Source organism: Mucilaginibacter achroorhodeus, from assembly GCF_007846095.1.
In the GTDB taxonomy this organism is placed as follows: Bacteria; Bacteroidota; Bacteroidia; order Sphingobacteriales; family Sphingobacteriaceae; genus Mucilaginibacter; species Mucilaginibacter achroorhodeus.
Window position 1 is genome coordinate 95813 of the sequence record NZ_VOEI01000008.1, and the last position, 25951, is coordinate 121763.

Here is a 25951-nt window from a genome sequence, read left to right on the forward strand (position 1 = left end):
TAACAATAAAACGATAAAAAATATTTACTAAAAAAATTAGCATTTAATAAAACTTTGTTATATTTGTTTCACATTAGATTAAGATGAGCAACACAGATAAATTGAAAGCACTACAGCTTACGCTTGATAAGCTGGAAAAATCATACGGTAAAGGTACCATTATGAAACTGGGCGATTCGGTTATTGAACAAACCGAAACCATTTCTACCGGTTCATTGGGCCTTGATATTGCCTTAGGTGTTAATGGTTTGCCAAAAGGCAGGGTTATCGAGATCTATGGCCCGGAATCATCTGGTAAAACCACGTTGGCTATCCATGCCATTGCAGAGTCGCAAAAGAAAGGCGGCATTGCTGCTTTTATCGATGCGGAGCACGCTTTCGACCGTTTCTACGCTAAAAAATTAGGTGTTGATGTAGAGAACCTATTGATCTCACAGCCGGATAACGGTGAGCAGGCTTTGGAAATTGCCGACAACCTGATCCGCTCAGGAGCTATTGATATCCTGGTTATCGACTCTGTTGCTGCCCTTGTACCAAAAGCAGAGATAGAAGGCGAAATGGGCGATTCTAAAATGGGTTTGCACGCACGTTTAATGTCGCAGGCATTGCGTAAGCTTACCGGTACCATCAGCAAAACCGGATGTTGCTGTATCTTTATTAACCAGTTGCGCGATAAGATCGGTGTAATGTTTGGTAACCCTGAAACCACTACCGGTGGTAACGCACTAAAATTCTACGCTTCGGTACGTTTGGATGTTCGCCGTATATCGCAAATTAAAGATACCGACGAGGTATCTGGTAACCGCGTTAAGGTGAAGATCGTTAAAAATAAAGTAGCACCTCCATTCCGTGTCGCAGAGTTCGATATCATGTTTGGCGAGGGTATCTCTAAAGCCGGCGAGATCATTGACCTGGGTGTGGAATACAACATCATCAAAAAAGCTGGCTCATGGTTCAGCTATGGCGAAACCCGCCTGGGCCAGGGCCGCGATGCAGTTAAACAGCTGATAATGGACAACCCCGAACTTGCGGACGAACTTGAAGCAAAAATAAAAGCTACCGTAACCGGTGATTCATTGGTTGAGGAATAAGTCCTCGCCGGCGTGACATGGTTAGCTTATCGAACCATTATCGCACGCACAGGTCTTCGACACGCTCAGACTGACAATACAGTTTTGTCATGGTGAGCCGGTCGAACCATAAACGAGCCATTACTTTAAATCTTTTAATAGATGGGCCTCTCCTAACGGAGAGGCTTTTTTGTTTTTGAATGGAATTATTCTAATATCTGCAGCAACTCGTTCAGCTCATCAACCTTTTCTGATGAACCTAAATGCTCATAAGCGCTGATGAGGTTACGGATAACGCGCTTAATGATGTCAGTATTAGAGCATGGCTCATAAAATTGTTTATCATATTGCAGGTTCAACTGCTTTAAAAACATATCTACATCCCTGCGGCCAAACACCATCCCTTTATTAAAGGCATTGATGTAAAAAAGTATGCCCCCGTCAAATTCGCTCTCGCGGCTTTCATCAAGATAAGCCAATATGAAATGCTGCGGAAGATTTACGCCATAAACCGGAATATCAAGCTTTTGAGCAATAATAGAATAAATAATAGCTAAAGATATTTGATTACCTTTTTTGGTTTCTAATACCTGGCTGATGTAACTATTCTGCGGATCGCGGTGATTTGTTGTATTACCGCTAAACCCGTGGATGCTGTAAAGGATATGATTGATCAGTTTTATCTGTTCTACCGGGCTGCCTTCGTTGCTCATCTGTATCCATATATCCCGCTTGATAGCTTCTATCTGGTTAATAACCTTTTGTTCGTCCAGATCAGGGTATTGATAACGGTTAATAATAAGGATACCCTGTAGCAAGTCAAAGGCGCCACCTTGATACCATAGCTCAAGATCTTTCTTTAAAGAAGTAAATTGTATCTCGTGCACCAGGTTGGCAATACGCTCCTGCAGTACGGGGTCAAACGCCTCGCCAAAGGCGTTTTCTAAATATTCTATCGCTTCGGCACCATATGAGAACAACTTTTTTTGAACATGCTCGTATACCTCTGCATCGGGGTCATCAAGCAGGCTGATAAGAGATCGTATTTCAATAGGATCAATCATACTGTGTATACTAAAATAATAAACGTTTTCATACTTTTACGGCTATGTCCAATATAACGATTGCAAGGGATTTTCTGTTGCACCGCTTCACGTCAAAAAACCGTCATGGTTTGCACTCTCCCTTCATTTACAAGTTGGTGGACGAGGTTATTTACGATAAAACAGACAAACCTGCATACTTTACTATTGAACAGGAACGCGATAAACTACTTATTAATGATAACTATATAACCGTTACCGATTTGGGTGCCGGCTCACATGTAAACAACAATAAGCAGAAAAAAGTTAGCGACATTACCATAAATGCGCTTAAACCTCCACGTTTGGCTAAGTTATTATATCGCCTGGCAGCATTTGTAAAGCCAAAAAATATTATTGAATTGGGCACTTGTTTAGGTATAACCACGCTGTACCTGAAAGCGGCGGCACCAACCGCACGGGTATACACGCTTGAAGGCTGCCCGCAAACGGCAGGTGTAGCTAAAAATGTATTTGCTGAAGCCGGCGTTAACGATATCAATGTGATCACCGGGAATTTTGACGATACGCTTCCGGGTGTGTTAAACGGAGAGCCCACGCTTGATTTTGTTTATATCGACGGCAACCATCAATATGATGCCACTATCAGGTATTTTAACTGGTGCCTGCCCAAAGTGCACGAAGGCAGCATGTTAATATTTGATGATATTTACTGGAGCAATGGCATGAAAAAAGCCTGGGCGGAGATCAAAAATCACCCAAGCGTAACAGCAACCGTTGATATGTTTTGGATAGGATTGGTATTCTTCAATCCCGGGCAGGCAAAAGAACATTTTAAGATCCGTTTTTAAACGGACCGATAGCACATCAGCACTACCCCATTCTGAAACCTTTTTGAAGACGATAACCGTATGTTTGGAGCCTTGATAAAACTTCCGAACAAAGGCCTGCCTTTTTGTATAGCCACAGGATGCAGCCATAAGCGGTATTCGTCTATCAGGTTTAACTTGGCCAGTGTTGCTACCAATTTGCCGCTGCCATAAACCAGCATTTCTTTGCCATCAGCAGCTTTTAAACTATTTATTTCTTTGCTTAAGTTTCTGCTGGCCAGGCGGCAATTACCCCAGCCACCGGCACGGGTAAGCGTGCGCGAGAATATAACTTTCTCATGCCTAAGCATCAGATCGCTAAAATCCGCATCAAGCCTGGGCGGGTTTACATTTTGTGCCATACTTTGCCAGTAAGGCGCCATTGCCTCATACGTTTTGCGGCCTAATAGCAACGTATCTGCATCGGCCAATTGCAATGTGAGAGCGCGGGCTAACTCATCATCCCAAAAATCGGTATGCCAGGCCAGGTCGCCATTACTGGCGGCCATAAAGCCATTAAGCGTTAAATTCATGGATACCACAAGCCGCCGCATCATCAACTTATTTTTGTGTGGATCTATAACGAAGTACGGTAACCCCGCAATCAAACTGCCTGGCTTCTTCGAGAGTTAATGATAGTCTATCTTCAATCGAGCTAAAAATTGCCATGCCCTTGCCTATAGCCTCAGGGTTAATGAACAGGTGGTACTCATCTATCAGGTTATGCTTGATCAATGACGATACAAAACCTGCACCGCCGTAAACGATGATGTCTTTTCCCTCACCTGATTTAATTTTATTCACTTCCTCTGCAAAATCGCCGGTTGCTAATTCAGTAAACTCCCAGGGGCTATCGTCAAGTGTTTTAGTAAATACATGCTTAGGCGTTTCAACCATGGTGCGGGCAAACTCGGCCATTTGAGGGTCGGCAAGCCGTTCCTTCCAAACCGGGATAAACCCTTCGGCCAGTTTACGGCCCATAATAATGGTATCTATCGAAGCAGTAAGTTCGCCTACATAGTTCTTCAACTCATCATCCCAATTCCAGGTCAGCCAGTCCATCTCACCGTTCGGCCCGGCAACAAAGCCGTCAACACTTAGCTGCATCTGCAATTTTACCTTTTTCATATTCGCTTATGTTTGATAGTACAAAGGTAAACGCACTGCCGGCATAGCATAAGGTGTAAAAAGGACTTTTTAGGGGTTGTTTACGACTTGCTATTGTTTTGCGATAATGGTAACCCTATCTTGCAATATAAACCGGCACCCACCACCATGAAACACATCTCGATACTGATAACCAACGAAGCTGTTTTGGCCAGCATTGCCGACCCGCGGATTATGTTTACGGGCGTTAACGACTTTTTAGAAGCCGCCGGCAAGCCAGCATTATTTAATGTTCAATTGGTTGGCCTGCAAAAGGAGGTGAAATTGCATGGCGGGCTATTCTCGGTACATACGGATGCATTGATAAGTGATGTTAAAAAGACCGATCTGATCATTATCCCTGCCATATCCGGCGATATTAAAACAACGCTTAAGCATAACGAGGCATTTTTGCCCTGGATAATAGAACAGCACCATAAAGGAGCCGAAGCTGCCAGCCTTTGTATTGGTGCCTTTATGCTGGCTGCTACCGGCCTGTTGGATGGCAAGGAGTGCAGCAGCCATTGGCGTACGGCTAACGAATTCAGGGAGATGTTCCCCAAAGTTACCCTGGTTGACGACCGTATTGTTACCGAACAAAAAGGTTTATACAGCAGCGGCGGTGCAACATCATACTGGAATTTGCTTTTGTACCTGGTGGAGAAATACGCCGGACGTGATATGTCGATAATGGCGGCCAAGGTTTTTGCCCTGGAGATAGACCGTAAGAGCCAGTCGCCGTTTATTATGTTCAACGGACAAAAAACACACGAGGACGAGCCGATAAAAAAAGCGCAGGAATTTATTGAGGCCAACATTGCCGAACGTATCTCTGTTGAGGACCTGGCTATGAAATATGCCATAGGCAAGCGCCACTTTGAGCGCCGTTTTAAAAAGGCCACCAACAACAGCCCTTTAGAATATATTCAGCGCGTTAAAATAGAAGCTGCAAAGAAACAACTGGAAAGCAGCCGCAAAAACGTGAATGAAGTGATGTACGATGTTGGCTATTCTGATACCAAAGCCTTCCGTGCAGTATTTAAAAAGATCACCGGTTTATCTCCTGTAGAGTATCGCAACAAATACAATACGGCAAATCAGCCTGCTTAGTGCGGGTTATTTCCCGGCCTGCGCAGTTAGTGCAGCACAAACTTCTTTGATGGTTTCGCTGATGGGCCTGAATTGATAACCTATAGCCTCTTTGATTTTGCTGGTATCAAAAACACGGGTTACCGATGCCGCCTTTGCACTGGTTTTATCAATAGCCGGGTCGCTGCCGGTTAGCGCGCCCCAAAAAGATGCGCCCCGCCAGGCTACTTCCATCATCCAGGGTTTGGCAAGTTTACTTGGCGCTTCAACATGCATGCAATTAGCTATCTCTTCAAAAAGCTGTTTATAAGCCCTGTTCTCTCCGTTAATAATATAGCGCTCGCCGCTGATGTCGCTTTCCATCAGGGCTATCATACACTTGGCAACGTCCTGCACATCTACAAAGCCCATGGTTCCCTGCGTGTAATATTTGAGGCCTTTGCGCACGGTCTCAAATATTTGTCCGCTACCTGCAGTGCCCGCACTGGCTCCAATTATAATGGTTGGGTTAACAATTACGGCATCCAAACCTTCGGCAATGCCTCGCCAAACTTCCATCTCACTCTCAAGTTTAGAAATGGCGTAACCATCCGTTTCTGTTGTTGGGTCGAGGTGATGTTTTTCAGTGATCTGCTCACCGGCAGGCGCTTCCCCTACTGCTGCTACCGAACTGGTATGCACCACACGGATACCTCGGTAATTGCAAAGATCAACCAGGTTGGCCGTGCCGGTAACATTTGTGCGGATCATGGCATCCTTATCAGCCGCCTTCAGCGACACAAACGCAGCGCAATTGTATACATGTGTAACGCCTTCAAGGGCCTCCTCAAGTGCATCGGCATCCATCAGGTCGGCAGTTACCCATTCTATCTTATTGCTGTAAGGTTGCAACAGCACCGGTAACTTTGATGAAGCTCTTTTGCTGCACCTGATAAGGTTACCCCGAAGCACCAACTCCTTTGCAACTTCTGCACCTAAAAAACCCGTTGCCCCGGTTACAAGTATCATGTTATATTTTGAAGATTTGAAAATGTAAAGGTGCACAAAAGTAGAGTAAATGTGCGGATATGAGTATGGGCATAAGTGCAAATTGAAAAACGAATGATGGTTCAACATCAACCAAAATCTGCATATTTGCATATCTGCACACCTGCACATCAAAAACAATATGTCCTTAGCTGATTTTTTTTCACCCATCGATATTAAAAAGATAACGCCTAAGAACGGTTATTTCACCAGCCAGTTGGGTAGTAAGATAGAGCACTACTCTGTTGATTTCCCATCGATGGAAGATAAGGTTGATATTGCAATTATTGGTGTGCTTGATGATCGTAACGCTATAAATAACCCAGGTTGCGCCCTCGCACCCGATTATGTGCGCGAGAAACTTTACCAGCTTCATGAGGGGAGCTATAATACCAAAATAGTAGACCTCGGCAATATCACCCGCGGCGAAACTGTGGTTGATACCTACTACGCCTTAAAGACCGTGGTTGAGGAGTTGATGAAAAAAGATATTGTTCCCGTGATCATTGGCGGCGGGCAAGATCTTACCTACGCGCAATACCTGGGCTACGAGCATCTTGAACAAAAGGTTGACCTGCTGGTAGTAGATTCACAGTTCGACCTGGAGGACGATGCTCATCCGGAAACCATCGAGGCCACATCTGCATCTTACCTCAGCAAAATCTTCCTGCACGAACCTAACTATTTGTTCAACTATAGCAATATGGGTTATCAAACCTATTTTGCCAGCCAGGATAGTTTGCGGGTAATGGATAAACTTTATTTTGATGTACACCGCCTTGGCGAGTTAACCCAAAATATTGCGGTAGCAGAACCCATTATCCGCAATGCGAACATGCTAAGCTTTGATGTAAGCGCTATACGCTCATCTGATGCTGCGGCCAATGCGAATGCCAAACCTAACGGTTTTTACGGCGAGGAAGCCTGCCAGATCTGCAGGTACGCCGGGTTTAGCGATAAACTAAGTTCGATCGGCTTTTACGAATTTAATCCTGCTTACGATACCAACGGGCAAACAGCCATGTTACTCTCGCAGATGGTATGGTATTTTATCGATGGCTTTTATAACCGCAAAAAGGATTTCCCGCTTAACCCTAAATCGCAATACCTCATCTACAAAACAAGCTTAAAGCATGATGACCACGAACTGGTATTTGTGAAAAGCAAAAAAAGCGACCGCTGGTGGATGCAGGTACCATACCCTACAGGTGGCTCTAAAAACGAGCGTTTCCATCTGGTGCCCTGCCGTTATGAAGACTACCGCACGGCCACATCCGGCGAGATGCCCGATCTTTGGTGGCGCACCTATCAAAAGTTAAATTAAACGGCAATTAACCAGCCTTTTACACGTTATTAGTACTTTAGTAAATTAATGAAAAAACTATTGTTCCCCGTCCTGGCATTGCTGCCTGTACTTTCTTTCGCCCAAACCGCAAAAGATTTCTCTATAAAAGGCAAGGTTGCCAATGCCACTACGCCAACCAAAGTTTACCTGGTTTATAACGTAGGCTCAAACAACGTTACCGATTCATCAACCGTAACTAACGGCGATTTCACCTTTAAAGGCGCTGTTGCAGAACCTGTTACCGCCACCCTGTTTTTAGACAGAAAGAATCTCGGCTTCGGCAAATACGTTGATATCAATTTCCCGGACGGTCGCCCATCTACCTCCGCAGATGGCCTGGCGTTTTTCCTGGAGCAGGGTAACATGAATATCGCCATCAAAGACTCAGCAGCCAAAGCAGATATAACCGGCTCGCAGCTCAATGTAGATAACAAAACACTAAAAGGACAGCTGCAGACAATCACCGACAAAGCCCGTGCACTGACAGCCGAAGCTAAGAAAGCATCGCCCGAACAACAACGCTCACCGGCCTTTCAAAACGCCATGCAGGTTAAATACAAAGCCTTGCAGGCCGAACAAAAAGGTATACTTAAAAATTTCATAACCACTCATCCTGACAGCTATTTAAGCTTGCTGGCACTATCCAGCTATGGTGGCCCTTCACCGGATGTAAATGACCTGGAGCCGCTGTACAACGGTCTTTCTGATAAATTGAAAGTTTCTGACGGCGGCCGCGCAATGAAAGCCGGACTTGATGGCCTTAAGGTTACCGCCATTGGCGCAACAGCGCCGGATTTCACACAAAATGATGTGAACGGCAAACCTGTAAGCCTGTCATCTTTTAAAGGGAAATACGTGTTGCTTGATTTCTGGGCATCTTGGTGTCCTCCGTGCCGCCAGGAAAACCCTAACGTGGTTAAGCTTTATAATAAATACAAAGGCAAAAACTTCACTGTGCTGGGCGTATCGCTCGATAAAAATACAGGCAGGGCAGATTGGCTGGCAGCTATTAAAAATGATGGCCTAACCTGGACACAGGTATCAGACCTGCAATACTGGAACAACCTGGCCGCAAAGCTTTATAACGTGCAGTCTATCCCGGCGAACTTCCTGATAGACCCGCAAGGCAAGATCGTAGCCAGGGACCTACGGGGCGATGACCTGGATGCCGCTTTAGAGAAATATCTCGGCAAGATTTGATTTATGCGGTTTTAGCCGCATATTGCAGTCCTAACTTTACTAACAATGAAAAAACTACTTTTAAGTGCAGTTGCCATATTACCTACCCTTGCTTTTGCCCAAACCGGCAAATTTACTATACAGGGTAAATTGGGTAAAATAAACGCCCCGGCTAAAGCATATCTGCAATACCGCAAAGATGGCAAGATAGCCATTGACTCTACGATTGTTAATAACGGCCAGTTTACCTTTACAGGTGATGCCGGTGCGGTACCAATGAGCGGGTATCTTATCCTTAACCAAAAGGGGGATGGCATGCGTAAATCGAAAGATTATCATCCGATCTTCGTGGAAGCAGGTACCATTACGGTTATGTCGCCGGATACATTGGCAAATGCATTGATAACCGGTACAAAAACTAACAAAGAGAGTGCAGAGTTACAAGCTTCCCTGAAACCTGTTAACGATGCTTACACGGCCCTTGAAGAAAAACAAAAGAATGCGATTACCGATGCGCAAAAAGAAGCTGTAACCAAAGAGGAAAAGGCGATTGAAAAGCAGGAATCTGCCATCAACAAAAAATTCATTAAAACGCATCCTGACTCTTACCTTGCCTTAAGTGCATTGCAATCTTATGCTTACAGTGCAGACTACCCTGAGCTTGCAGAATTATACGGTGGCTTGTCTCCGGCATTAAAAGCTACCGAAAGCGGCAAACAATTTGGAGAGCTATTGCCAAAATTGAAAAACGTTGCACTTGGTGCTACAGCGCCTGAGTTTGCCGAGGCTGATACAGCAGGCAAAACAGTTGCTTTATCATCATTCCGCGGAAAGTATTTATTGGTTGATTTCTGGGCATCATGGTGCGGCCCATGCCGTCACGAAAATCCCAATGTGGTTAAGGCCTTCAATAAATACAAAGGCAAAAACTTTACCATCTTAGGTGTATCGTTAGACAGGCCTGACGCTAAAGCTGCTTGGTTGGGTGCTATCCACAAAGATGGTTTGACCTGGACACAGGTATCAGACCTGCAATTCTGGAAAAGTAAAACTGCAGATCTGTATGCAGTGCGTGCCATTCCGCAAAACTTCCTGATAGACCCTAATGGTAAGATCATCGCTAAAAACCTTACCGGCCAGGACCTGGAAAATAAACTGGCAGAGATATTCGGTAAGATATAGTCTTTAGTCGGATAGTCCGAAAAGACAGAAGTCCGAAAGTAGAAGCTTATCAGCTAAAACTTTCGGACTTTCTCTTTTGATTTCATCTTACAGACTTTTCGTCGTTTTGACTTCCGGTCTATTGTTTATTCGTCTTTCGGGCTATCGGGCACCCGACTTACGGCCTGTAAATTAAAGCAGATCAAAGCCGATATCTTTCCTGAAATAAACGCCATCGTAATAGATACGTGCAGCGTCGGCTGTGGCTTGTTGCAGCGCGTTAAACATATCATCCTGCAAGCTGCTTACAGCTAACACACGTCCACCTGTTGCCTGTACTTCATCGCCAACCTGCGTGGTGCCGGCATGGAAAACATGCGAGTCGCGAACGTTCTCAATACCTGCTATGGCTTTATTTTTTAGATATTCGCCAGGATAACCACCAGCTACGCAAACTACCGTAGCAGCAGTTTTGGTAGAAATGATCAATTCCTTCTCGTGCAGGTTACCTTCGGCCACTCCTTCCAGCAGATCAACAAAGTCACTTTCAATACGCAGCATTACGCTTTCTGTTTCAGGGTCACCCATACGGCAGTTGTATTCAATAACCCATGGCTCACCGTGGGTATTCATCAGGCCGATAAAGATGAAGCCTTTATAAGGAATGCCCTCCTTTTTTAACCCATCAATAGTTGGGATGATCACCCTTTGCTCAACCTTTTGCATAAATGCTTCGTCGGCAAATGGTACGGGCGAAATAGAACCCATGCCGCCCGTGTTTAAGCCGGTATCGCCCTCGCCTATGCGTTTGTAATCTTTAGCTTCAGGTAAAATTTTGTAGCTGTTACCATCCGTCATTACAAAAACCGAAAGCTCTATGCCCTGTAGAAACTGTTCTACCACCACCTTTGAGCTGGCATCGCCAAATTTGGCTTCGGCAAGCATAGCGTTCAGTTCCTGTTTTGCTTCTTCAAGGCTTAGGCATATCAGTACACCTTTGCCTGCGGCAAGTCCGTCGGCTTTTAAAACGATGGGGAGGCCTGCAGTTGCCAGGTAATCCATGCCTTCCTGCAAGGTATCGCGGGTAAAGGTTTTTGATGCAGCGGTAGGTACACCGTTACGCTGCATAAATTCTTTAGAGAAATCCTTACTGCCCTCCAGCTGCGCCGCCTCTTGTTGCGGGCCAACAACAGGGATATTTTTCAACTGCTCATCAGCCAAAAAGAAATCATGAATACCTTTTACCAGCGGCTCCTCGGGGCCAACCAGCACCAGGTTAATATCATTTGCCAAAGCAAAGGCCTTAATACCTTCAAAATCTGTAACCTTTAGGTTTACATTGGTGCCGTAAGCGCCGGTGCCTGCATTGCCCGGGGCAATGTAAAGGTTGGTGCATTTGGGGCTTTGGGCAATCTTCCAGGCGAAGGCACTTTCCCTTCCACCCGAACCAAGGATCAGGATATTCATGCGGGCAAAGATAACATTTTGGGTAGTATCAAGTATTTAGTATCAGGTATCATGAGTTTTTATGTCAACCGGGCGCTGTACTTACTACTTGATACCTGCTACTTGATACTATTTTCTTACCTTTGCCTGTCAAAATGACTTTATAATTGCATTGGCTTAATTGTTGAGTTGGGTGCACCATATATAAATTGATATGTTAGATTTTTTCAGTAAGCTTTTTGGAAGTAAATCGGAGCGTGATGTTAAAGGGATAACGCCTATAGTTGAGAAAATAAAGGCTGCTTATGCCAAGCTTGACCAATTGAGCAACGATGACCTTCGGGCTAAAACCATAGAATTTAAAGAGACCATTGCCACCGGGCTTTCCGGCATCGATAGCGAGATAAAAGCTATTAAAGACCGTACCGAGAACGAGCCAGGTATGGATGTAAACGAGAAAGTAAACTTGTTTACCCAATTAGATAAGCTGGAAAAAGACCGTAATAAAGAGCTGGAAGAGATATTAATAAACATCCTTCCTGAAGCTTTTGCTGTGGTTAAAGAAACTGCCCGCCGTTTTAGCGGCAGCCCAACCATTGAGGTTACTGCTACCGAGTTTGACCGCCAGTTGGCTTCGCGCAAAAACAACGTTATTATAAAAGGCGATAAAGCCATACACCATAATACCTGGCTTGCTGCAGGCAATGAGGTTACCTGGAACATGGTACACTATGATGTGCAGCTGATAGGCGGTATTGTATTGCACCAGGGTAAAATTGCCGAGATGGCAACGGGTGAAGGTAAAACATTGGTAGCTACGCTACCTGCATACCTTAACGCATTGGCCGGCCAGGGTGTACATATTGTAACCGTGAACGATTACCTTGCCCGCCGTGATAGCGAATGGATGGGCCCGTTGTATGAATTCCACGGTTTATCTGTTGATTGTATTGATAAACACGAGCCAAACTCTGAAGAGCGCCGCCAGGCTTATTTGGCCGATATTACTTTTGGTACCAACAACGAGTTTGGTTTTGATTACCTGCGTGACAACATGACACGTAGCCCTGAAGAATTGGTACAGCGCAAGCTGCATTATGCCATGGTGGATGAGGTTGACTCCGTATTAGTAGATGATGCCCGTACCCCATTGATCATCTCCGGCCCTATCCCGCGTGGTGACGAGCATGAGTTTTATGAACTGAAACCACGCATAGAGCGTTTGGTTAACGCTCAAAAAGCTTACGTAAATACCGTATTGAACGAGGCTAAAAAAGCCATCAATGAAGGCAAAACTGGTGTTGATGATGGTGGTTTAGCTTTGATACGTGCACACCGTGCGTTACCGAAGAACAAAGCTTTGATCAAATTCCTGAGCGAGGGTGCTAACCGTACCGTGCTCCAAAAAACTGAGAACTATTACATGCAGGACCAGGGCAAGGAAATGCCTAAGGTTGATTCTGAATTGTTCTTTATCATTGATGAGAAAAGCAATTCGGTAGAGTTATCAGAAAAAGGTATCGAGTTGATCACCGCGTCAGGCGAGGATCCAAATTTCTTTGTAATGCCGGATGTGGGTACAGAGATAGCCAAGATCGAAAAATCAGACCTGCCAGCCGACGAAAAACTGGCAAGGAAAGATGAATTGATGCGCGACTTCTCCATCAAATCAGAACGTATCCACTCTGTTAATCAATTGCTTAAAGCTTACACTTTATTTGAAAAAGACACCGAGTATATTCTTGATGATGGCAAGGTTAAGATAGTTGACGAGCAAACAGGCCGTGTATTGGATGGCCGCCGTTACTCTGATGGCTTGCACCAGGCTATTGAGGCTAAAGAGAATGTTAAGGTTGAGGATGCTACCCAAACATTTGCTACCGTTACCCTGCAAAACTACTTCAGGATGTACCACAAACTTTGCGGTATGACCGGTACTGCAGTTACTGAAGCAGGCGAGTTATGGCAGATCTATAAACTGGATGTGGTAGAGATACCAACCAATACCCCAACTGCCCGCGAAGACAGGCAAGACCTTGTTTACCGTACCGTACGTGAGAAATACAATGCGGTTGCTGCCGAGATAGAAGAATTGACCAAGGCCGGTCGCCCGGTGTTGGTGGGTACTACATCGGTAGAGATCTCAGAATTACTGAGCCGCATGCTTAAACTTCGTGGTATTAAACATAACGTACTGAACGCTAAACTTCACCAGAAGGAGGCAGACATTGTTGCCGAAGCTGGTAAAGCCGGCACGGTAACCATTGCTACCAACATGGCGGGCCGTGGTACGGATATTAAATTGGGCACAGGTGTTAAAGAGGCCGGCGGTTTAGCCATCATCGGTACGGAGCGCCATGAGTCGCGCCGTGTTGACAGGCAGTTGCGCGGTCGTGCTGGTCGCCAGGGTGATACCGGTTCTTCGCAGTTCTTTGTATCGCTTGAGGATAACCTGATGCGTTTATTTGGTTCAGAGCGTATCTCTAACCTGATGGTACGTATGGGTATTGAGGAAGGTGAAGTGATCCAACACTCCATGATCTCAAAATCTATTGAGCGTGCACAGAAGAAAGTGGAAGAGAACAACTTCGGTATCCGTAAGCGTTTGCTTGAGTATGACGACGTGATGAACTCACAGCGTACCGTTATCTACGCAAAACGTAAGAACGCACTGTTTGGTGATCGTTTGGATGTAGATATCAGCAACACCATTTTCGATGTTATTGAGGATATCGTAACCGAATATAAAGAGAGCAACAATTTTGAAGGCTTCCAGTTAGAGATCATCCGTATCTTCTCTGTTGATACCGAGATCACTGCCGAAGAGTTTGCCAACACCCCGCTGCCAAAGCTGGTTGATAGCACCTTTATTGAGGTAAGCGAGTTTTACAAACGCAAAGCCGAAGCCGTAGCGCAGCAAGCTTACCCGGTTATAAAAGATGTTTACGATACCCGCGGCCAGTATGTAGAGAACATTGTTGTTCCGTTTACTGATGGCGTACATGGCATGCAGGTAGCTGTACCGTTGAAAAAAGCGGTAGAGAACCACGGCCAGGAAGTATTTAAATCTTTTGAGAAAAACGTAACCCTTTCATTGATAGACGATGCTTGGAAAGAGCACCTGCGTGAGATGGATGAGTTGAAACAATCGGTACAAAACGCCGTTTACGAACAAAAGGATCCGCTTTTGGTGTACAAGTTTGAAGCATTCGAACTTTTCCGCCAGATGCTTGCCAGCGTGAACAAAGAGTTGATGAGCTTCCTGTTCAGAGGTGGTATTGCCGTACAGCAGGCACCAGAACAAGTGCGCGAAGCAGCACCGGCCCCTAAAACAGATATGCGCCAGATGCGTACCTCAAAACCGGAGATGGTAGACCAAAGCGGTTTACCGGTTGAGGAGATGCAGCAGGAGATACAAAAGCCCAGCCCGGTAAAGGTTGAGCAAAAAATTGGCAGGAACGATCCTTGCCCGTGCGGAAGCGGCAAAAAATTCAAAAATTGCCACGGTATAGGGCAGAATTAAGAGCCTCACCCAAACCCTCTCCTGAAGGAGAGGGCTAAATAAATAAAAACCACGCGTCATTGCGAGAAACGAAGCAATCTCTACACAGGAAAGTCTGCCCTGTATAGTTTGGAGATTGCTTCGTTCCTCGCAATGACGGTTAAAGGAATAATATAACTATGAAGAAAGCAATATTTGATCATAAAGCTATCCCGGCAGGTATCAAATATTGCTTTTTGCTTTTACTGCTTTCTGCATCGGTAAAAAGCTTTGGGCAAACCAGGGGAAAGGTACAGGTTGTAGCACCTCCATTATTTGATACCCTGCTTGCCAAACGCGCTGCGCTTAATAGCGGCAAGGCAGGCGGTTCTCCGCGATATTCATCGTCTTACGGCTATCGCGTGCAAATCTACAGCGGCACAAACCGTTCTGCTGCATTTAATGCCCAGGCAAAATGCAATAAAGAATTTCCTGAGCTGCGTACTTACATCGTTTACCGCGAGCCAAACTTTAAGATCCGCGCAGGTGATTTCCGCACGCGGATAGAAGCCGAACGCTTTAAGCAACAGCTATCGGCCTATTTTACTTCGCTATTTATCATATCGGAGAAGATAAACCCACCCAAAATAACTACCAGTGATGATTAAAGAGAAGATACAGCAATTAGCTAAAGAGATATTTGATGATGTTGTTGCTAACCGCAGGCACTTACACGCCCACCCGGAGCTGTCTTTCCACGAAGTGGAAACTTCTGTTTTTGTAGCCCGCAAGCTGGAAGAACTGGGTATCGAATATCATAAAATGGCTGATACGGGTTTGGTTGCTCTTATAAAAGGCGATAAGCCCGGAGATAAGGTAGTTGCCCTGCGTGCAGATATGGATGCACTGCCAATTTTAGAGGCCAACGATGTTTCCTACAGATCGCAAAACGAGGGCGTAATGCACGCTTGTGGTCATGATGTACATACGTCGTCACTGTTAGGTGTAGCCAAAATACTTACGGAGATCAAAAGCGAATTTGGCGGCACGGTAAAATTCATCTTTCAACCTGCGGAAGAAAAATTGCCGGGCGGTGCCAGCCTCATGATCAAAGAAGGCGTATTGGAAAACCCGAAGCCATCAGCCGTAATCGGTCAGCATGTTATGCCGCTGATAGATGCCGGCAAGGTGGGTTTCCGCGCGGGCAAATATATGGCCAGCACGGATGAGTTATATGTTACTGTAAAAGGCAAAGGCGGCCACGGCGCGCAGCCACAACAAAATGTTGACCCGGTGATCATCACCGCCCACATATTAACAGCCCTGCAACAGGTGATAAGCCGCTTTGCAGATCCTAAAAGCCCGTCGGTGCTATCATTTGGTAAGGTTATCGCCAACGGTGCAACCAATGTTATCCCTAACGAGGTTTATCTTGAAGGGACCTTCCGTACCATGGACGAGCAATGGCGTAATGAAGCGCATGTTAAGATGAAGAAAATGGCCGAAGGTATTGCCGAAAGCATGGGCGGCAGCTGCGATTTTAACATCATGAAGGGTTATCCTTTCCTTATTAACGAAGAAAAACTCACTGCAAAGGTACGCGGCTTTGCCGAAGATTTTTTGGGTAAAGAGAACGTGCTGGACCTGGACATATGGATGGCCGCTGAAGATTTTGCTTATTACTCGCAAGTGGCTAATTCGTGCTTTTACCGCTTAGGTACACGTAACGAGGCACGGGGTATAACCTCATCAGTACATACTCCAACCTTTGATGTTGAGGAAAGTGCGTTGGAACAGAGTGTTGGTCTGATGGCTTACATTGCTGTTAAGCAATTAGGTAATTAGTTGGTTGATGGTCTATAGCTGATAGCCAATGGCTGCCACTATGAACTAATATCCATAAACCATGAACAAAAAAATATTCATCGCCTGCTGCCTGATCATTACTGCCTTTACCTCAAAGGCGCAGCAGATCCAGCGTTTTAATCCTGACACCATCCGCACCATCGTTATCGATTCTGCAGTTAACATCGTTTCTCACCGGTTGCGCGCGCAGGATTTTATCGACGCTGTAGTGAGCGACACCAGCTTTTACAGGGCTTTTCAGAACATGAAGCGGTACGCCTTTACCGCCGAGAACCGCATTTACACCTACGACAAGAAGAACAAGGTTAACGGTAAGATCTACCGTAAAATAAGGCACGACTTTTTGAACGGTAAACGCCAGACCACCTATCTGATCAATCAGGATACCGGCGCCGTTAAGAAAAAGAATGGCAAGTACGATCTATACACCGTAGAGATGTTTGATTATATCTTTATGAATGCTTACAATTCTGATTTTACCAGCGGTTCGGCATCTTCTGCGCCGGGCAAAGGGAAAAACGCCGGCTACAAGGCGAAGTTAAAGGCGCTGGTATTTACTCCGGGCAGGCGTATATCCGGCATACCTTTTATCAGCGGTAAAACAGAGATCTTTGGGCCGGAGTTACGCCAGTATTACAACTACGAATTTGCCCGCGGTACATACATGGACAGTATCCCTGTATATCGCTTTAAAGTGGTAAAAAAGCCCAGCACAGCTGATGATGATACGATGATCAAAGAGATGACCACCATCTTTGACATGAACACCTTCCAGATACTGGGCCGCTACATCGATATGAAGTTCAGCAACATGTTTGTTGATTTTAATGTGCAGATGAATATTGAGCTTAACCGCTTCAACGGTGAACTATTACCTACAAAAATCACTTACCAGGGTAACTGGGATATTCCGTTCCACAAAGAAGAACGCGCAAGCTTTTTAATTGTGCATAAGGACTACGCCCCACAGGCACCTAAGGCGGCAGCAAAATAATGCTTCAGCTACCTAAGTTATTATTTTCCCTTTATCACCCCAATGAAATATTAATACGATAAGGGTGCATCTCTAAGCTAAAATACCCCTGCATTAAAATTAGTTTCTAATTTTGCCGCTCTACCAAACGGAGCAAGCAAAATGAGACGCGTTACAGATAGCAACAGGAACATCAGCGCGATACTGGCATTTATCCTTATCCCTATATCGGGTTTTGCGATGGATGTTTACGTGCCATCGTTCCCGGCAATGGTGCATGACCTGGGTACATCGGTTTCTGATGTGCGCCTCACCATGACTATCTTTCTCATCAGCTACGGTTTATCGCAATTATTTGTGGGCAGCATTATAGATAGCTATGGCCGTTACAAACTGGGCCTGGCCTCGTTGGCTGCTTTTATTGTCACTAACCTGGTAATTGTAAGTACCCGCAGCATCGAGCTGATATTTGTGATGCGGGCATTGCAGGGCTTCCTCATTTCCATCATTATGGTATCTAAGCGATCCTTATTTATCGATGTGTTTGAGGGCGATAAACAAAAGCACTACACCAGCTTATTGTCGGTAGTGTGGTCGGCTGCTCCGGTTATAGCACCCTTTTTAGGTGGATATCTGCAACACGCTTTTGCCTGGCGGGCAAACTTTTACTTCCTGGCCATCTATGCCTTTGTGATGCTGTTGCTGGAACTCCGCTATAGTGGTGAGACGCTACCCCGTACAAAACCGTTCCACTTGGGCTCGATAGTAAACACATACAAAAAGATGATAACCGCACCGGATTTTGCCTATGGCATCGTTATCCTGGGCCTAAGCTACTCCATGGCGATCATCTTTGGTATGTCGGCACCTTTTTTTATTGAGAATGTGTTTCATTACTCGCCGGTAGTTACAGGTTATGCGGCTTTAAGTTCGGGTATTGCATTGCTGCTGGGCGGGATGTTGAGCAAATCCATGATAGCGCGTAATTTTATGGTGAAGCTTACTACGGCTAATTTATTGCAAGCTGCATTTGCTGTAGCCATGTTTGTTACCGCAAGCTGGTTCAGCAGCATTTATGCCATCATGTTCTTTGTGATAAGTCTGCATTTTTTAATGGGTTTTATGTACAACATCTACTTTACCTACTGCCTAACCCGCTTCCCGGAGAATGCAGGTGTTTCGGGCGGCATCACCAGCGGCGGGGGTTACATTGTAACATCTTTTTTCAGTTACCTGCTGGCCAATACACTTAACATCCATAACCAGCAAACCTTTGCCATCAGCTATATGATATTGATTGTACTGATCGGAATTATGCTTTTGTTTTTAAGAGCGTACTTGAACAAACCAAAAGCGGTAAATACTTTCAAGGAGTAGATCAGATTTTGGAGATCGTCTCGTGGGATACCGAAATAAATTCGGCATGACGGTCAGTTGTTAATTTTCTCCGCCTCACCTTTTATCACCCCATTCCGGATGATTAATAGCCTTTTCATGTAATGCTTAACAAACAGGAAATCTGCCAACTTGCCTAACACCCCTAACGGTGATCGATAATCAAACACATCGCGCATAATGGTGCTGTCGCCGCTCGCCTCAAAATGGTGCTCATGACGAAAGCTTTTAAAAGCGCCATTAACCATCTCATCAACAAAGTACTCAGGGAACTTAAATTCCGTGATCTTTGAAGTCAGGTTCTGCCATATCCCAAAATGTTTGGCCCGCCAGGTAACGCTTTCTCCCAAACCTATCAAGCCGCTGGTACGGCCGGCAATTGCGCGTTCACCGGTATGAACAGTAGATGCGATGTGGATATCGATATCCCTGGAAATATCGAAGCAGCGCTCCACAGGCGCATTGATGATTGTTGTCAGAGTGATGACTGGCATTGATCAAAAATAAAAAACGCCGACCATAAAGGTCAGCGTTATCATAAAATCATTATTTATCAATGTAATCAACCAAGATCGGTGAAATCCACCAATATTAAAACTCAGCATTCTTAGGGAAACGAGGGAAAGGTATCACATCGCGGATGTTACCCATGCCGGTAACAAACAGCACTAAACGCTCAAAACCCAAACCAAAGCCTGCGTGCGGGCAGCCACCAAAACGGCGGGTATCCAGGTACCACCAAAGCTCATCTTTAGGAATGCCTATCTCGTCCATGCGTTGTTCCAGTCTGTCCAAACGCTCCTCACGTTGCGAGCCACCAACTATCTCGCCGATGCCCGGGAAAAGGATATCCATAGCGGCAACGGTTTTGCCGTCGTCGTTCTGGCGCATGTAGAATGATTTGATCTCTTTTGGGTAATCCGTAAGGATAACCGGTTTTTTAAAGTGTTTCTCAACCAGGTAACGCTCGTGTTCTGATTGCAGGTCGGTGCCCCAGCCTTCAACCAGGTACTGGAATTTCTTTTTCTTGTTCGGGGTCGATTCCTTCAGGATATCGATAGCCTCGGTATACGTTAAACGCTCAAAATCATTAGCCAGGCAGAACTGCAGTTTCTCTATCAGCGTCATTTCAGAACGCTCGTTCTGCGGCTTCTGTTTCTCTTCCTCTAATAAACGCTGGGTTAAAAACTCAATATCATCCTTGTTCTTATCCAGCGCGTAGGTGATCACATATTTCAGTAACGCTTCGGCAAGGTCGGCGTTATCTTTGGCATCATAGAAAGCCATCTCCGGCTCAATCATCCAGAACTCGGCCAGGTGCCGTGTGGTATTTGAATTTTCGGCACGGAATGTAGGGCCAAAGGTATAAATATCGCTCATGCCCATTGCACCCAGTTCGCCCTCTAACTGGCCAGATACCGTCAGGTTAGTAGCACGACCAAAGAAATCCTGCTTGTAGTCTATCTCGCCGGTCTCGGTTTTTGGCGGGTTGGCCATGTCAAAATTGGTAACGTGAAAAGTTTCGCCGGCACCCTCCGCATCAGATGCCGTGATGATAGGCGTATGCAGGTAAATAAAACCGCGTTCCTGGAAAAACTGGTGAACCGCAAATGCCAGCGTATTACGCACACGGAACACCGCGCCAAACGTATTGGTACGGAAACGCAGGTGGGCTATCTCACGCAAAAACTCCAGGCTGTGTTTTTTTGGCTGCAGCGGATATTTCTCCGGGTCGCTATCACCCAAAATTTCTATGGTAGCAGCCTTAACCTCTACGGACTGGCCTTTACCCAACGAGGCAACCAGTTTACCTGTAGCGCTAATGGCAGCGCCGGTAGTGATACGTTTAAGCAGGGCAGGGGCTGTATTCTCAAAATCAACAATAACCTGCAGGGTATTATTTGTTGAGCCATCATTTAAAGCTATGAACTGATTGTTACGGAAGGTGCGTACCCATCCTTTTACGGTTACATCAATGTCTGTCTTACCGCTCTCGAGCAGTGCTTTAATTTTTGTACGTTGGCTCATATAAAAAGTATTATCGGGCAGCAAAAATACAATTATTTGCCAAAAAAGCCCCGCTCTTCGGCCGCCTTTTAAGCAGGGCCATGAGCGAGGCTTTTCTAAGTATAAACAGTATTACACGCTTGAAAAATTATCTCGGCAAGGCAATAACAAACTGCCCTTTGGTAAATTTCACACTATCCGGGTATATGCTTGATGTTGCAGGGAACGTGCGTTTTAGTTTAATGGTAAATGTTCCGCCAATAACCTTGTTGATAGAGTCAAGCGCAACAATCTGAACTTTGCTGCTGGTATCTAAACCAACGTTGTAACGGCTTACCGTATCCTTGCCCAAAAGCTGGTAATATTTTGCCTGGTTACCGGTAAGTGCATAAGTGCCCTTGCCGGTATATTTAAAATTCATGCGCAGGCCGGCATCATTGCTTCTGCCTGATACCTGTATAGAATCAGTGCCAACTTTTGCAGAGAACGGAACAGCATAAACAGCAAGGCCATTTTTTTCTGCAACAAAATAAGGATCATAGTAAAAGCCGGTGTTGTTGTTATTATCGTTCTTAAAACAGGAAGAAAATAAAACTGTTGCCAGCGCTAAAAGGGTAAATGTGTACTTTTTCATTTTAGTGTTATTAATAGTGTACTTATCCTTTACGTTAAAAATTTTAAGAGTGCTACAATGGCAATGAGAATTTTTTAGACAGCCTTTCCCCAACCTTTCTCCGGGGGAGAGGTGGCTTAAAAAGTCTCCCCTTTCGGGGGAGATTTAGAGGGGGCTGAATGCGACGATGAAGACTCACCCCGCGACACTTCGTGCGCGACCCTCTCTGCTCCGCAAAGAGGCGGAGAAAAAATATCCCTCTTTTCGCGCAGCGAAGAGAGGGTGGTCCAGCGTAGCAAAGACCGGGTGAGTCCTTTGCGTTGTTCCACTCACCTCGTCCCGATTGCTACCGGGATGCGCGACCCTCTCTGCTCCGCAAAGAGGGTAAGAAAAAAACGACCCTCTTTTCACACAACGAAGAGAGGGTCGACGATCCGCCGAATGGCAGAGACGTCGGGGTGAGTAAACTCAATTACTTATATTTTTCTATCTTTATAAAAGCCCAAAACGCTACTTTTGTAGCCCGCAATTTTTTGTCCTCAACAGCAGCATGATCACCAAATCAACTATCGACCGTATAATGGAAGCCACAGATATTGTGGAGGTGATAGGAGAATTTGTGCAGTTGAAGAAACGCGGTGCCAACTTTATTGGCCTCTCCCCTTTTGTGAACGAGAAAACGCCATCGTTCACGGTGTCGCCGGCAAAGGGCATTTTCAAAGATTTTTCATCGGGTAAGGGCGGCAGCGCGGTTACCTTTTTGATGGAGCTGGAGAAATTCACCTATCCCGAAGCGCTTAAATGGCTGGCTAAGAAGTACAGCATAGAGATAGAGGAAACGGTTGAAAGCAAAGAGAACCGCGAGGAAGATAACCGCCGCGAGAGCCTGATGATCGTATCGGCATATGCGGCTAAGTTTTTCCACGAGAGCTTGCTGGAAACCGATGAGGGCCAAAGCATAGGGCTAAGCTATTTTAAGGAACGCGGCTTTAGCACCGAGACCATTAAAAAGTTTGAGCTGGGTTACTCACCCGACCAGTGGGAAGCTTTTACCGGGCAGGCACTTAAAGAAGGCTACCAGGAAGAGTTTTTAGTTGATAGCGGGCTATCTGTTAAACGTGACAACGGCAGTTTGTACGACCGTTACCGCGGCCGCGTAATGTTCCCTATCCATAGCTTTACAGGCAGGATTATTGCGTTTGGGGGGCGTACACTAAAAAAAGACAAGAACGTACCAAAATACGTTAACTCGCCCGAGTCTGAGATCTACCATAAGTCAAACGTACTATATGGCCTCTATTTTGCCAAGCGTGCCATTCGCGACGAGGATAACTGCTACCTGGTAGAGGGCTATGCCGACGTGATATCCGTGCACCAGGCCGGTATCGAGAACGTAGTTGCCTCATCCGGAACTTCACTTACTGTTGAGCAGATTCGCCTTATCGGTCGCCTCACCAAAAATATCACCATTTTATACGATGGGGATGCGGCGGGTATTAAGGCATCCCTCCGCGGGCTGGATATGATATTGGAAGAAGGGCTTAATGTAAAAGTAGTGCTCTTCCCTGATGGACACGACCCGGATTCGTTTGTGCAGCAGTTTGGCACCAGCGTTTTCAAGAAGCATATTGAGGATAATAAAAAAGATTTCATCCTCTATAAAACCGATATCCTGCTTAAGGATGCCGGTAATGATCCGATTAAAAAAGCTACCGTTATACGCGAGATAGTTGAGAGCATCTCTAAAATACCTGATTCTATAAAGGCATCGGTGTTTATCAAGGAGTGCAGTATGCAGCTACAGATAGATGAGCGCGCACTGCTATCAGAGCTGAACAAGATGCGCCAGGCCAAGGCCAAAAAGGATCACGAGAAAAGCGAAAAGACCACTACCTATCGCCCTGAACTATCCCCGGAAGATGCTGCCTTATTTGGCGAACAACCCGATGTTGCCGAAGCTGCACCAAAGCCCGAAAAGGAATCTGACACGCAGGAAAAAGAGATCATCCGCCTGTTGTTGCTGTACGGTAACAAAATGATAGACTGGGATGGCATTGCCAATACTTACATCGGCCCGTTTATGGTGGCCGAGTTGAGTGATGTTGAATTTGAGCAGCCAGTTTGCAAGGAATTTTTAGAAATTTACCGCCAGGAAGTAGAGAACGGCGTGCTGCCCGATGAACAGTTCTTCATTCATTCGCAGGATAAAAACCTGGTCGACCTTACTGTTAACCTGTTAGCCAACAAGTACATGCTAAGCGAAAACTGGCTGGAGATGCACAAGATCTTCGTGCCCGATGAACAGGCCAACATGAAGGCAACCATCCTTGGGGCTATCTTTCACCTTAAAAAGCAAAAGGTTGGCAAGATACTGGAGAGCCTGCGCAAGCAACTGCAAACCACCACAGAAGCCGCCGACCAGGAAATTCTGCTGAACCAGTACATGCACATGAAAAAGGTAGAAAAGCATATATCTGATTATCTTGGTTCGGTTATATTGAAATGAATGAAATACACTTACCTAATCCTTTCTCTCATTATAGAAGCTATAGGTATTTGGCTTGCGAGGGAACATCCTGAGATAATAACACCTCCATTTATAATACTGCTTTTTCTAATCCTTGGTATAAGTCTTAAAGTGTTGAGTAGGCACCAACATAAAGAACTGAAAAACCTGAGTTGGGGTTTGTTTATTGGAAGTTTAATTCATTTGGCGATAGGCATAGGCATCGTCCTTTACGTATTATTTTTATTCCGTAATATCGCTGACTAATGGCAACCCACAACGATCTCGGCAAACAGGGCGAAACACTTGCCAAAGCGTTTTTAGAAGCTTCGGGGTATGAGATATTGGATGAGAACTGGGTTTTCGGCAAAGCAGAGATAGATCTTATTGCTTATAAAAACAAGGTGATTATATTTACCGAAGTAAAAGCGCGCAGCGGCACAGGATTTGGCCTGCCCGAGGATTTTGTTGATACCCGTAAGCAGAACTTACTGGCTCAAGCTGCCGACGAATACATTTATTTAATGAACCATAACGGAGAAGTGAGGTTTGATATAATATCTGTGCTTTTTAACCGTAATAATACCCATACCATAAAACATATCGAAGATGCCTTTTGGCCTTCTGCCACCTAACAAAAAATGGATAAAAAATTAGTGCTTTTGGCCTTTGCGGGTTCTTTGCTTGCTTACGGCTGCCATACTGATACAGATAATGCCCAGCAAGACCTTACCGTTAGCCCCGATGCCGGCACCACTTACAAAGCCGGTCAGCAGGTTGAGATAAAGGTAAATTTCCCGAAGGATGCAAAAGTTGATTCTGTGGTGTACCTGGTTGATAGCACCCGCATCGGTTCAAAAAAAGACCAGACCGGCGTTACGCTAAAAACAGATAGCCTTAGCTTAGGCGCACGCACCATCACTGCCAAGGTTTACCAACCCGGTTCTGCCGCACAAGATGTTACAACCAACATCGTGTTACTACCGGCCAAAGCACCCGAGGAACTGACGTTTACCGTAGAAAAGGTTTTTCCGCATGATACCAGTCTTTACACCGAAGGCTTGATATATGACAACAACGGCTTTTATGAAAGCAGCGGTGGTTATGCCCAACCTCCAGCCGGTGTGCCGGCCGATGGCCAGTCTAAATTGGTAAAAACGACCCTGCCAAGTGGCAAAATTGTTCAGCAGAAAATGATCGACCCTAAAGTATTTGGCGAAGGAATTGTGGTTATCGGCGATAAGATAATGATGCTTACCTGGAAAGAAAAGATAGGCTACGTTTTTGACCGCAAGACGTTTGATCTGAAAAACACCTTTAATAACAACGTGGGTGTTGAAGGCTGGGGCATGACCTACGATGGTAATAAGATCTACATGGATGATAGCACCAACCGCATCTGGTTCCTGAATAAGGACACTTATCAGCAAACCGGCTATATTGATGTTTATGATGATAAAGGGCCTGTTAACGAGATCAACGAGTTGGAATATATTGATGGTAAGATCTATGCCAACGTATACAACACAGAAAACATCCTGGTGATAGACCCAAAAACAGGTGCGGTATTGCAGCGTGCTAACATGGCTGATATGTACCCGGCAAGCAAGCGTAACATTGAGGCCAATGTGCTTAACGGCATCGCTTATGACAAAGCCACCAAGCGCATCTTTGTTACCGGCAAAAAATGGGATAAGCTGTTCCAGGTTAAGTTCAGCAAAAAATAACAAAAGAGG

Annotated in this window: 22 protein-coding genes; 14 read left to right on the forward strand and 8 right to left on the reverse strand. The window is 45.4% G+C overall.

Translation table 11 applies throughout. The features are described from left to right. The first annotated feature begins 83 nt into the window (after positions 1–83). Entirely contained in the window at positions 84–1091 is a 1008-nt protein-coding gene (recA, locus tag FPZ42_RS18290) for a recombinase RecA (protein ID WP_146273312.1), read from the forward strand. Positions 1092–1276: 185 nt separating this feature from the next. Here the strand turns inward: recA and FPZ42_RS18295 are convergent, their stop codons facing one another. After that, on the reverse strand, positions 1277–2134 hold the full coding sequence (locus tag FPZ42_RS18295; protein WP_146273313.1) for a transglutaminase-like domain-containing protein: 858 nt from the start codon (positions 2132–2134) through the stop codon (positions 1277–1279). A gap of 44 nt (positions 2135–2178) precedes the next feature. On the opposite strand from FPZ42_RS18295, the gene FPZ42_RS18300 reads away from it, so the two are divergent. Further along, on the forward strand, positions 2179–2964 hold the full coding sequence (locus FPZ42_RS18300) for an O-methyltransferase (protein ID WP_146273314.1): 786 nt from the start codon (positions 2179–2181) through the stop codon (positions 2962–2964). Here the strand turns inward: FPZ42_RS18300 and FPZ42_RS18305 are convergent. Then, positions 2961–3539 carry a dihydrofolate reductase family protein gene (locus FPZ42_RS18305; RefSeq protein WP_146273315.1) on the reverse strand — a complete coding sequence of 193 codons (579 nt, stop codon included), beginning with the start codon at positions 3537–3539 and terminating at the stop codon, positions 2961–2963. The genes FPZ42_RS18300 and FPZ42_RS18305 overlap by 4 nt on opposite strands. A gap of 4 nt (positions 3540–3543) precedes the next feature. After that, positions 3544–4110, reverse strand: coding sequence for a dihydrofolate reductase family protein (locus FPZ42_RS18310; protein WP_146273316.1), 567 nt, complete (start codon positions 4108–4110; stop codon positions 3544–3546). Between the two features lie 147 nt (positions 4111–4257). On the opposite strand from FPZ42_RS18310, the gene FPZ42_RS18315 reads away from it, so the two are divergent. Further along, on the forward strand, positions 4258–5238 hold the full coding sequence (locus FPZ42_RS18315; protein WP_146273317.1) for a GlxA family transcriptional regulator: 981 nt from the start codon (positions 4258–4260) through the stop codon (positions 5236–5238). A gap of 6 nt (positions 5239–5244) precedes the next feature. Here the strand turns inward: FPZ42_RS18315 and FPZ42_RS18320 are convergent, their stop codons facing one another. Beyond that, complete coding sequence (locus FPZ42_RS18320) at positions 5245–6225, reverse strand: SDR family NAD(P)-dependent oxidoreductase (RefSeq protein WP_146273318.1); 981 nt, start codon at positions 6223–6225, stop codon at positions 5245–5247. Positions 6226–6385: 160 nt separating this feature from the next. Here FPZ42_RS18320 and FPZ42_RS18325 point away from each other — a divergent pair, with 160 nt between their 5' ends. The 3 genes from FPZ42_RS18325 to FPZ42_RS18335 are packed head-to-tail and all read left to right on the forward strand — an operon-like array spanning position 6386 to position 9949. Continuing rightward, the gene (locus FPZ42_RS18325; RefSeq protein WP_146273319.1) at positions 6386–7567 is read left to right on the forward strand and encodes a formimidoylglutamase; all 1182 of its coding nucleotides are present in this window, start codon (positions 6386–6388) and stop codon (positions 7565–7567) included. 48 nt (positions 7568–7615) lie between these two features. Then, the gene (locus FPZ42_RS18330; protein WP_146273320.1) at positions 7616–8788 is read left to right on the forward strand and encodes a TlpA disulfide reductase family protein; all 1173 of its coding nucleotides are present in this window, start codon (positions 7616–7618) and stop codon (positions 8786–8788) included. A 45-nt stretch (positions 8789–8833) separates the two neighbouring features. Beyond that, on the forward strand, positions 8834–9949 hold the full coding sequence (locus FPZ42_RS18335; protein ID WP_146273321.1) for a TlpA disulfide reductase family protein: 1116 nt from the start codon (positions 8834–8836) through the stop codon (positions 9947–9949). Positions 9950–10120: 171 nt separating this feature from the next. On the opposite strand, the gene purD is transcribed toward FPZ42_RS18335, so the two are convergent. Further along, a complete protein-coding gene (purD, locus tag FPZ42_RS18340) occupies positions 10121–11395 on the reverse strand; it encodes a phosphoribosylamine--glycine ligase (RefSeq protein WP_146273322.1) in 1275 nt (424 codons plus the stop codon). Positions 11396–11588: 193 nt separating this feature from the next. Between purD and secA the strand changes: the two genes are divergently transcribed. From secA to FPZ42_RS18365, 5 genes are all read left to right on the forward strand, one after another. Beyond that, entirely contained in the window at positions 11589–14897 is a 3309-nt protein-coding gene (gene secA, locus FPZ42_RS18345; protein WP_146273323.1) for a preprotein translocase subunit SecA, read from the forward strand. A gap of 158 nt (positions 14898–15055) precedes the next feature. Beyond that, positions 15056–15523, forward strand: a complete 468-nt coding sequence (locus tag FPZ42_RS18350; RefSeq protein WP_146273324.1) for an SPOR domain-containing protein — start codon at positions 15056–15058, stop codon at positions 15521–15523. Continuing rightward, on the forward strand, positions 15516–16700 hold the full coding sequence (locus tag FPZ42_RS18355) for a M20 metallopeptidase family protein (RefSeq protein WP_146273368.1): 1185 nt from the start codon (positions 15516–15518) through the stop codon (positions 16698–16700). The genes FPZ42_RS18350 and FPZ42_RS18355 overlap by 8 nt, the downstream gene beginning before the upstream one ends. 61 nt (positions 16701–16761) lie before the next feature. Beyond that, positions 16762–17715 carry a hypothetical protein gene (locus FPZ42_RS18360; protein ID WP_146273325.1) on the forward strand — a complete coding sequence of 318 codons (954 nt, stop codon included), beginning with the start codon at positions 16762–16764 and terminating at the stop codon, positions 17713–17715. 141 nt (positions 17716–17856) lie between these two features. Beyond that, on the forward strand, positions 17857–19071 hold the full coding sequence (locus FPZ42_RS18365; protein WP_146273326.1) for an MFS transporter: 1215 nt from the start codon (positions 17857–17859) through the stop codon (positions 19069–19071). Positions 19072–19124: 53 nt separating this feature from the next. Here the strand turns inward: FPZ42_RS18365 and FPZ42_RS18370 are convergent, their stop codons facing one another. The 3 genes from FPZ42_RS18370 to FPZ42_RS18380 form a co-directional block, all read right to left on the reverse strand. Further along, positions 19125–19583 carry an SRPBCC family protein gene (locus tag FPZ42_RS18370; protein WP_146273327.1) on the reverse strand — a complete coding sequence of 153 codons (459 nt, stop codon included), beginning with the start codon at positions 19581–19583 and terminating at the stop codon, positions 19125–19127. Positions 19584–19680: 97 nt separating this feature from the next. Continuing rightward, on the reverse strand, positions 19681–21117 hold the full coding sequence (gene asnS, locus FPZ42_RS18375) for an asparagine--tRNA ligase (RefSeq protein ID WP_146273328.1): 1437 nt from the start codon (positions 21115–21117) through the stop codon (positions 19681–19683). A 127-nt stretch (positions 21118–21244) separates the two neighbouring features. Further along, positions 21245–21730 carry a DUF6252 family protein gene (locus tag FPZ42_RS18380; protein WP_146273329.1) on the reverse strand — a complete coding sequence of 162 codons (486 nt, stop codon included), beginning with the start codon at positions 21728–21730 and terminating at the stop codon, positions 21245–21247. A gap of 529 nt (positions 21731–22259) precedes the next feature. On the opposite strand from FPZ42_RS18380, the gene dnaG reads away from it, so the two are divergent. From dnaG to FPZ42_RS18395, 3 genes are all read left to right on the forward strand, one after another. Beyond that, on the forward strand, positions 22260–24215 hold the full coding sequence (dnaG, locus tag FPZ42_RS18385) for a DNA primase (protein ID WP_146273330.1): 1956 nt from the start codon (positions 22260–22262) through the stop codon (positions 24213–24215). Positions 24216–24481: 266 nt separating this feature from the next. Further along, positions 24482–24850 carry a YraN family protein gene (locus FPZ42_RS18390; RefSeq protein WP_146273331.1) on the forward strand — a complete coding sequence of 123 codons (369 nt, stop codon included), beginning with the start codon at positions 24482–24484 and terminating at the stop codon, positions 24848–24850. A 6-nt stretch (positions 24851–24856) separates the two neighbouring features. Beyond that, a complete protein-coding gene (locus tag FPZ42_RS18395; RefSeq protein WP_146273332.1) occupies positions 24857–25942 on the forward strand; it encodes a glutaminyl-peptide cyclotransferase in 1086 nt (361 codons plus the stop codon). Positions 25943–25951: the final 9 nt, after the last annotated feature.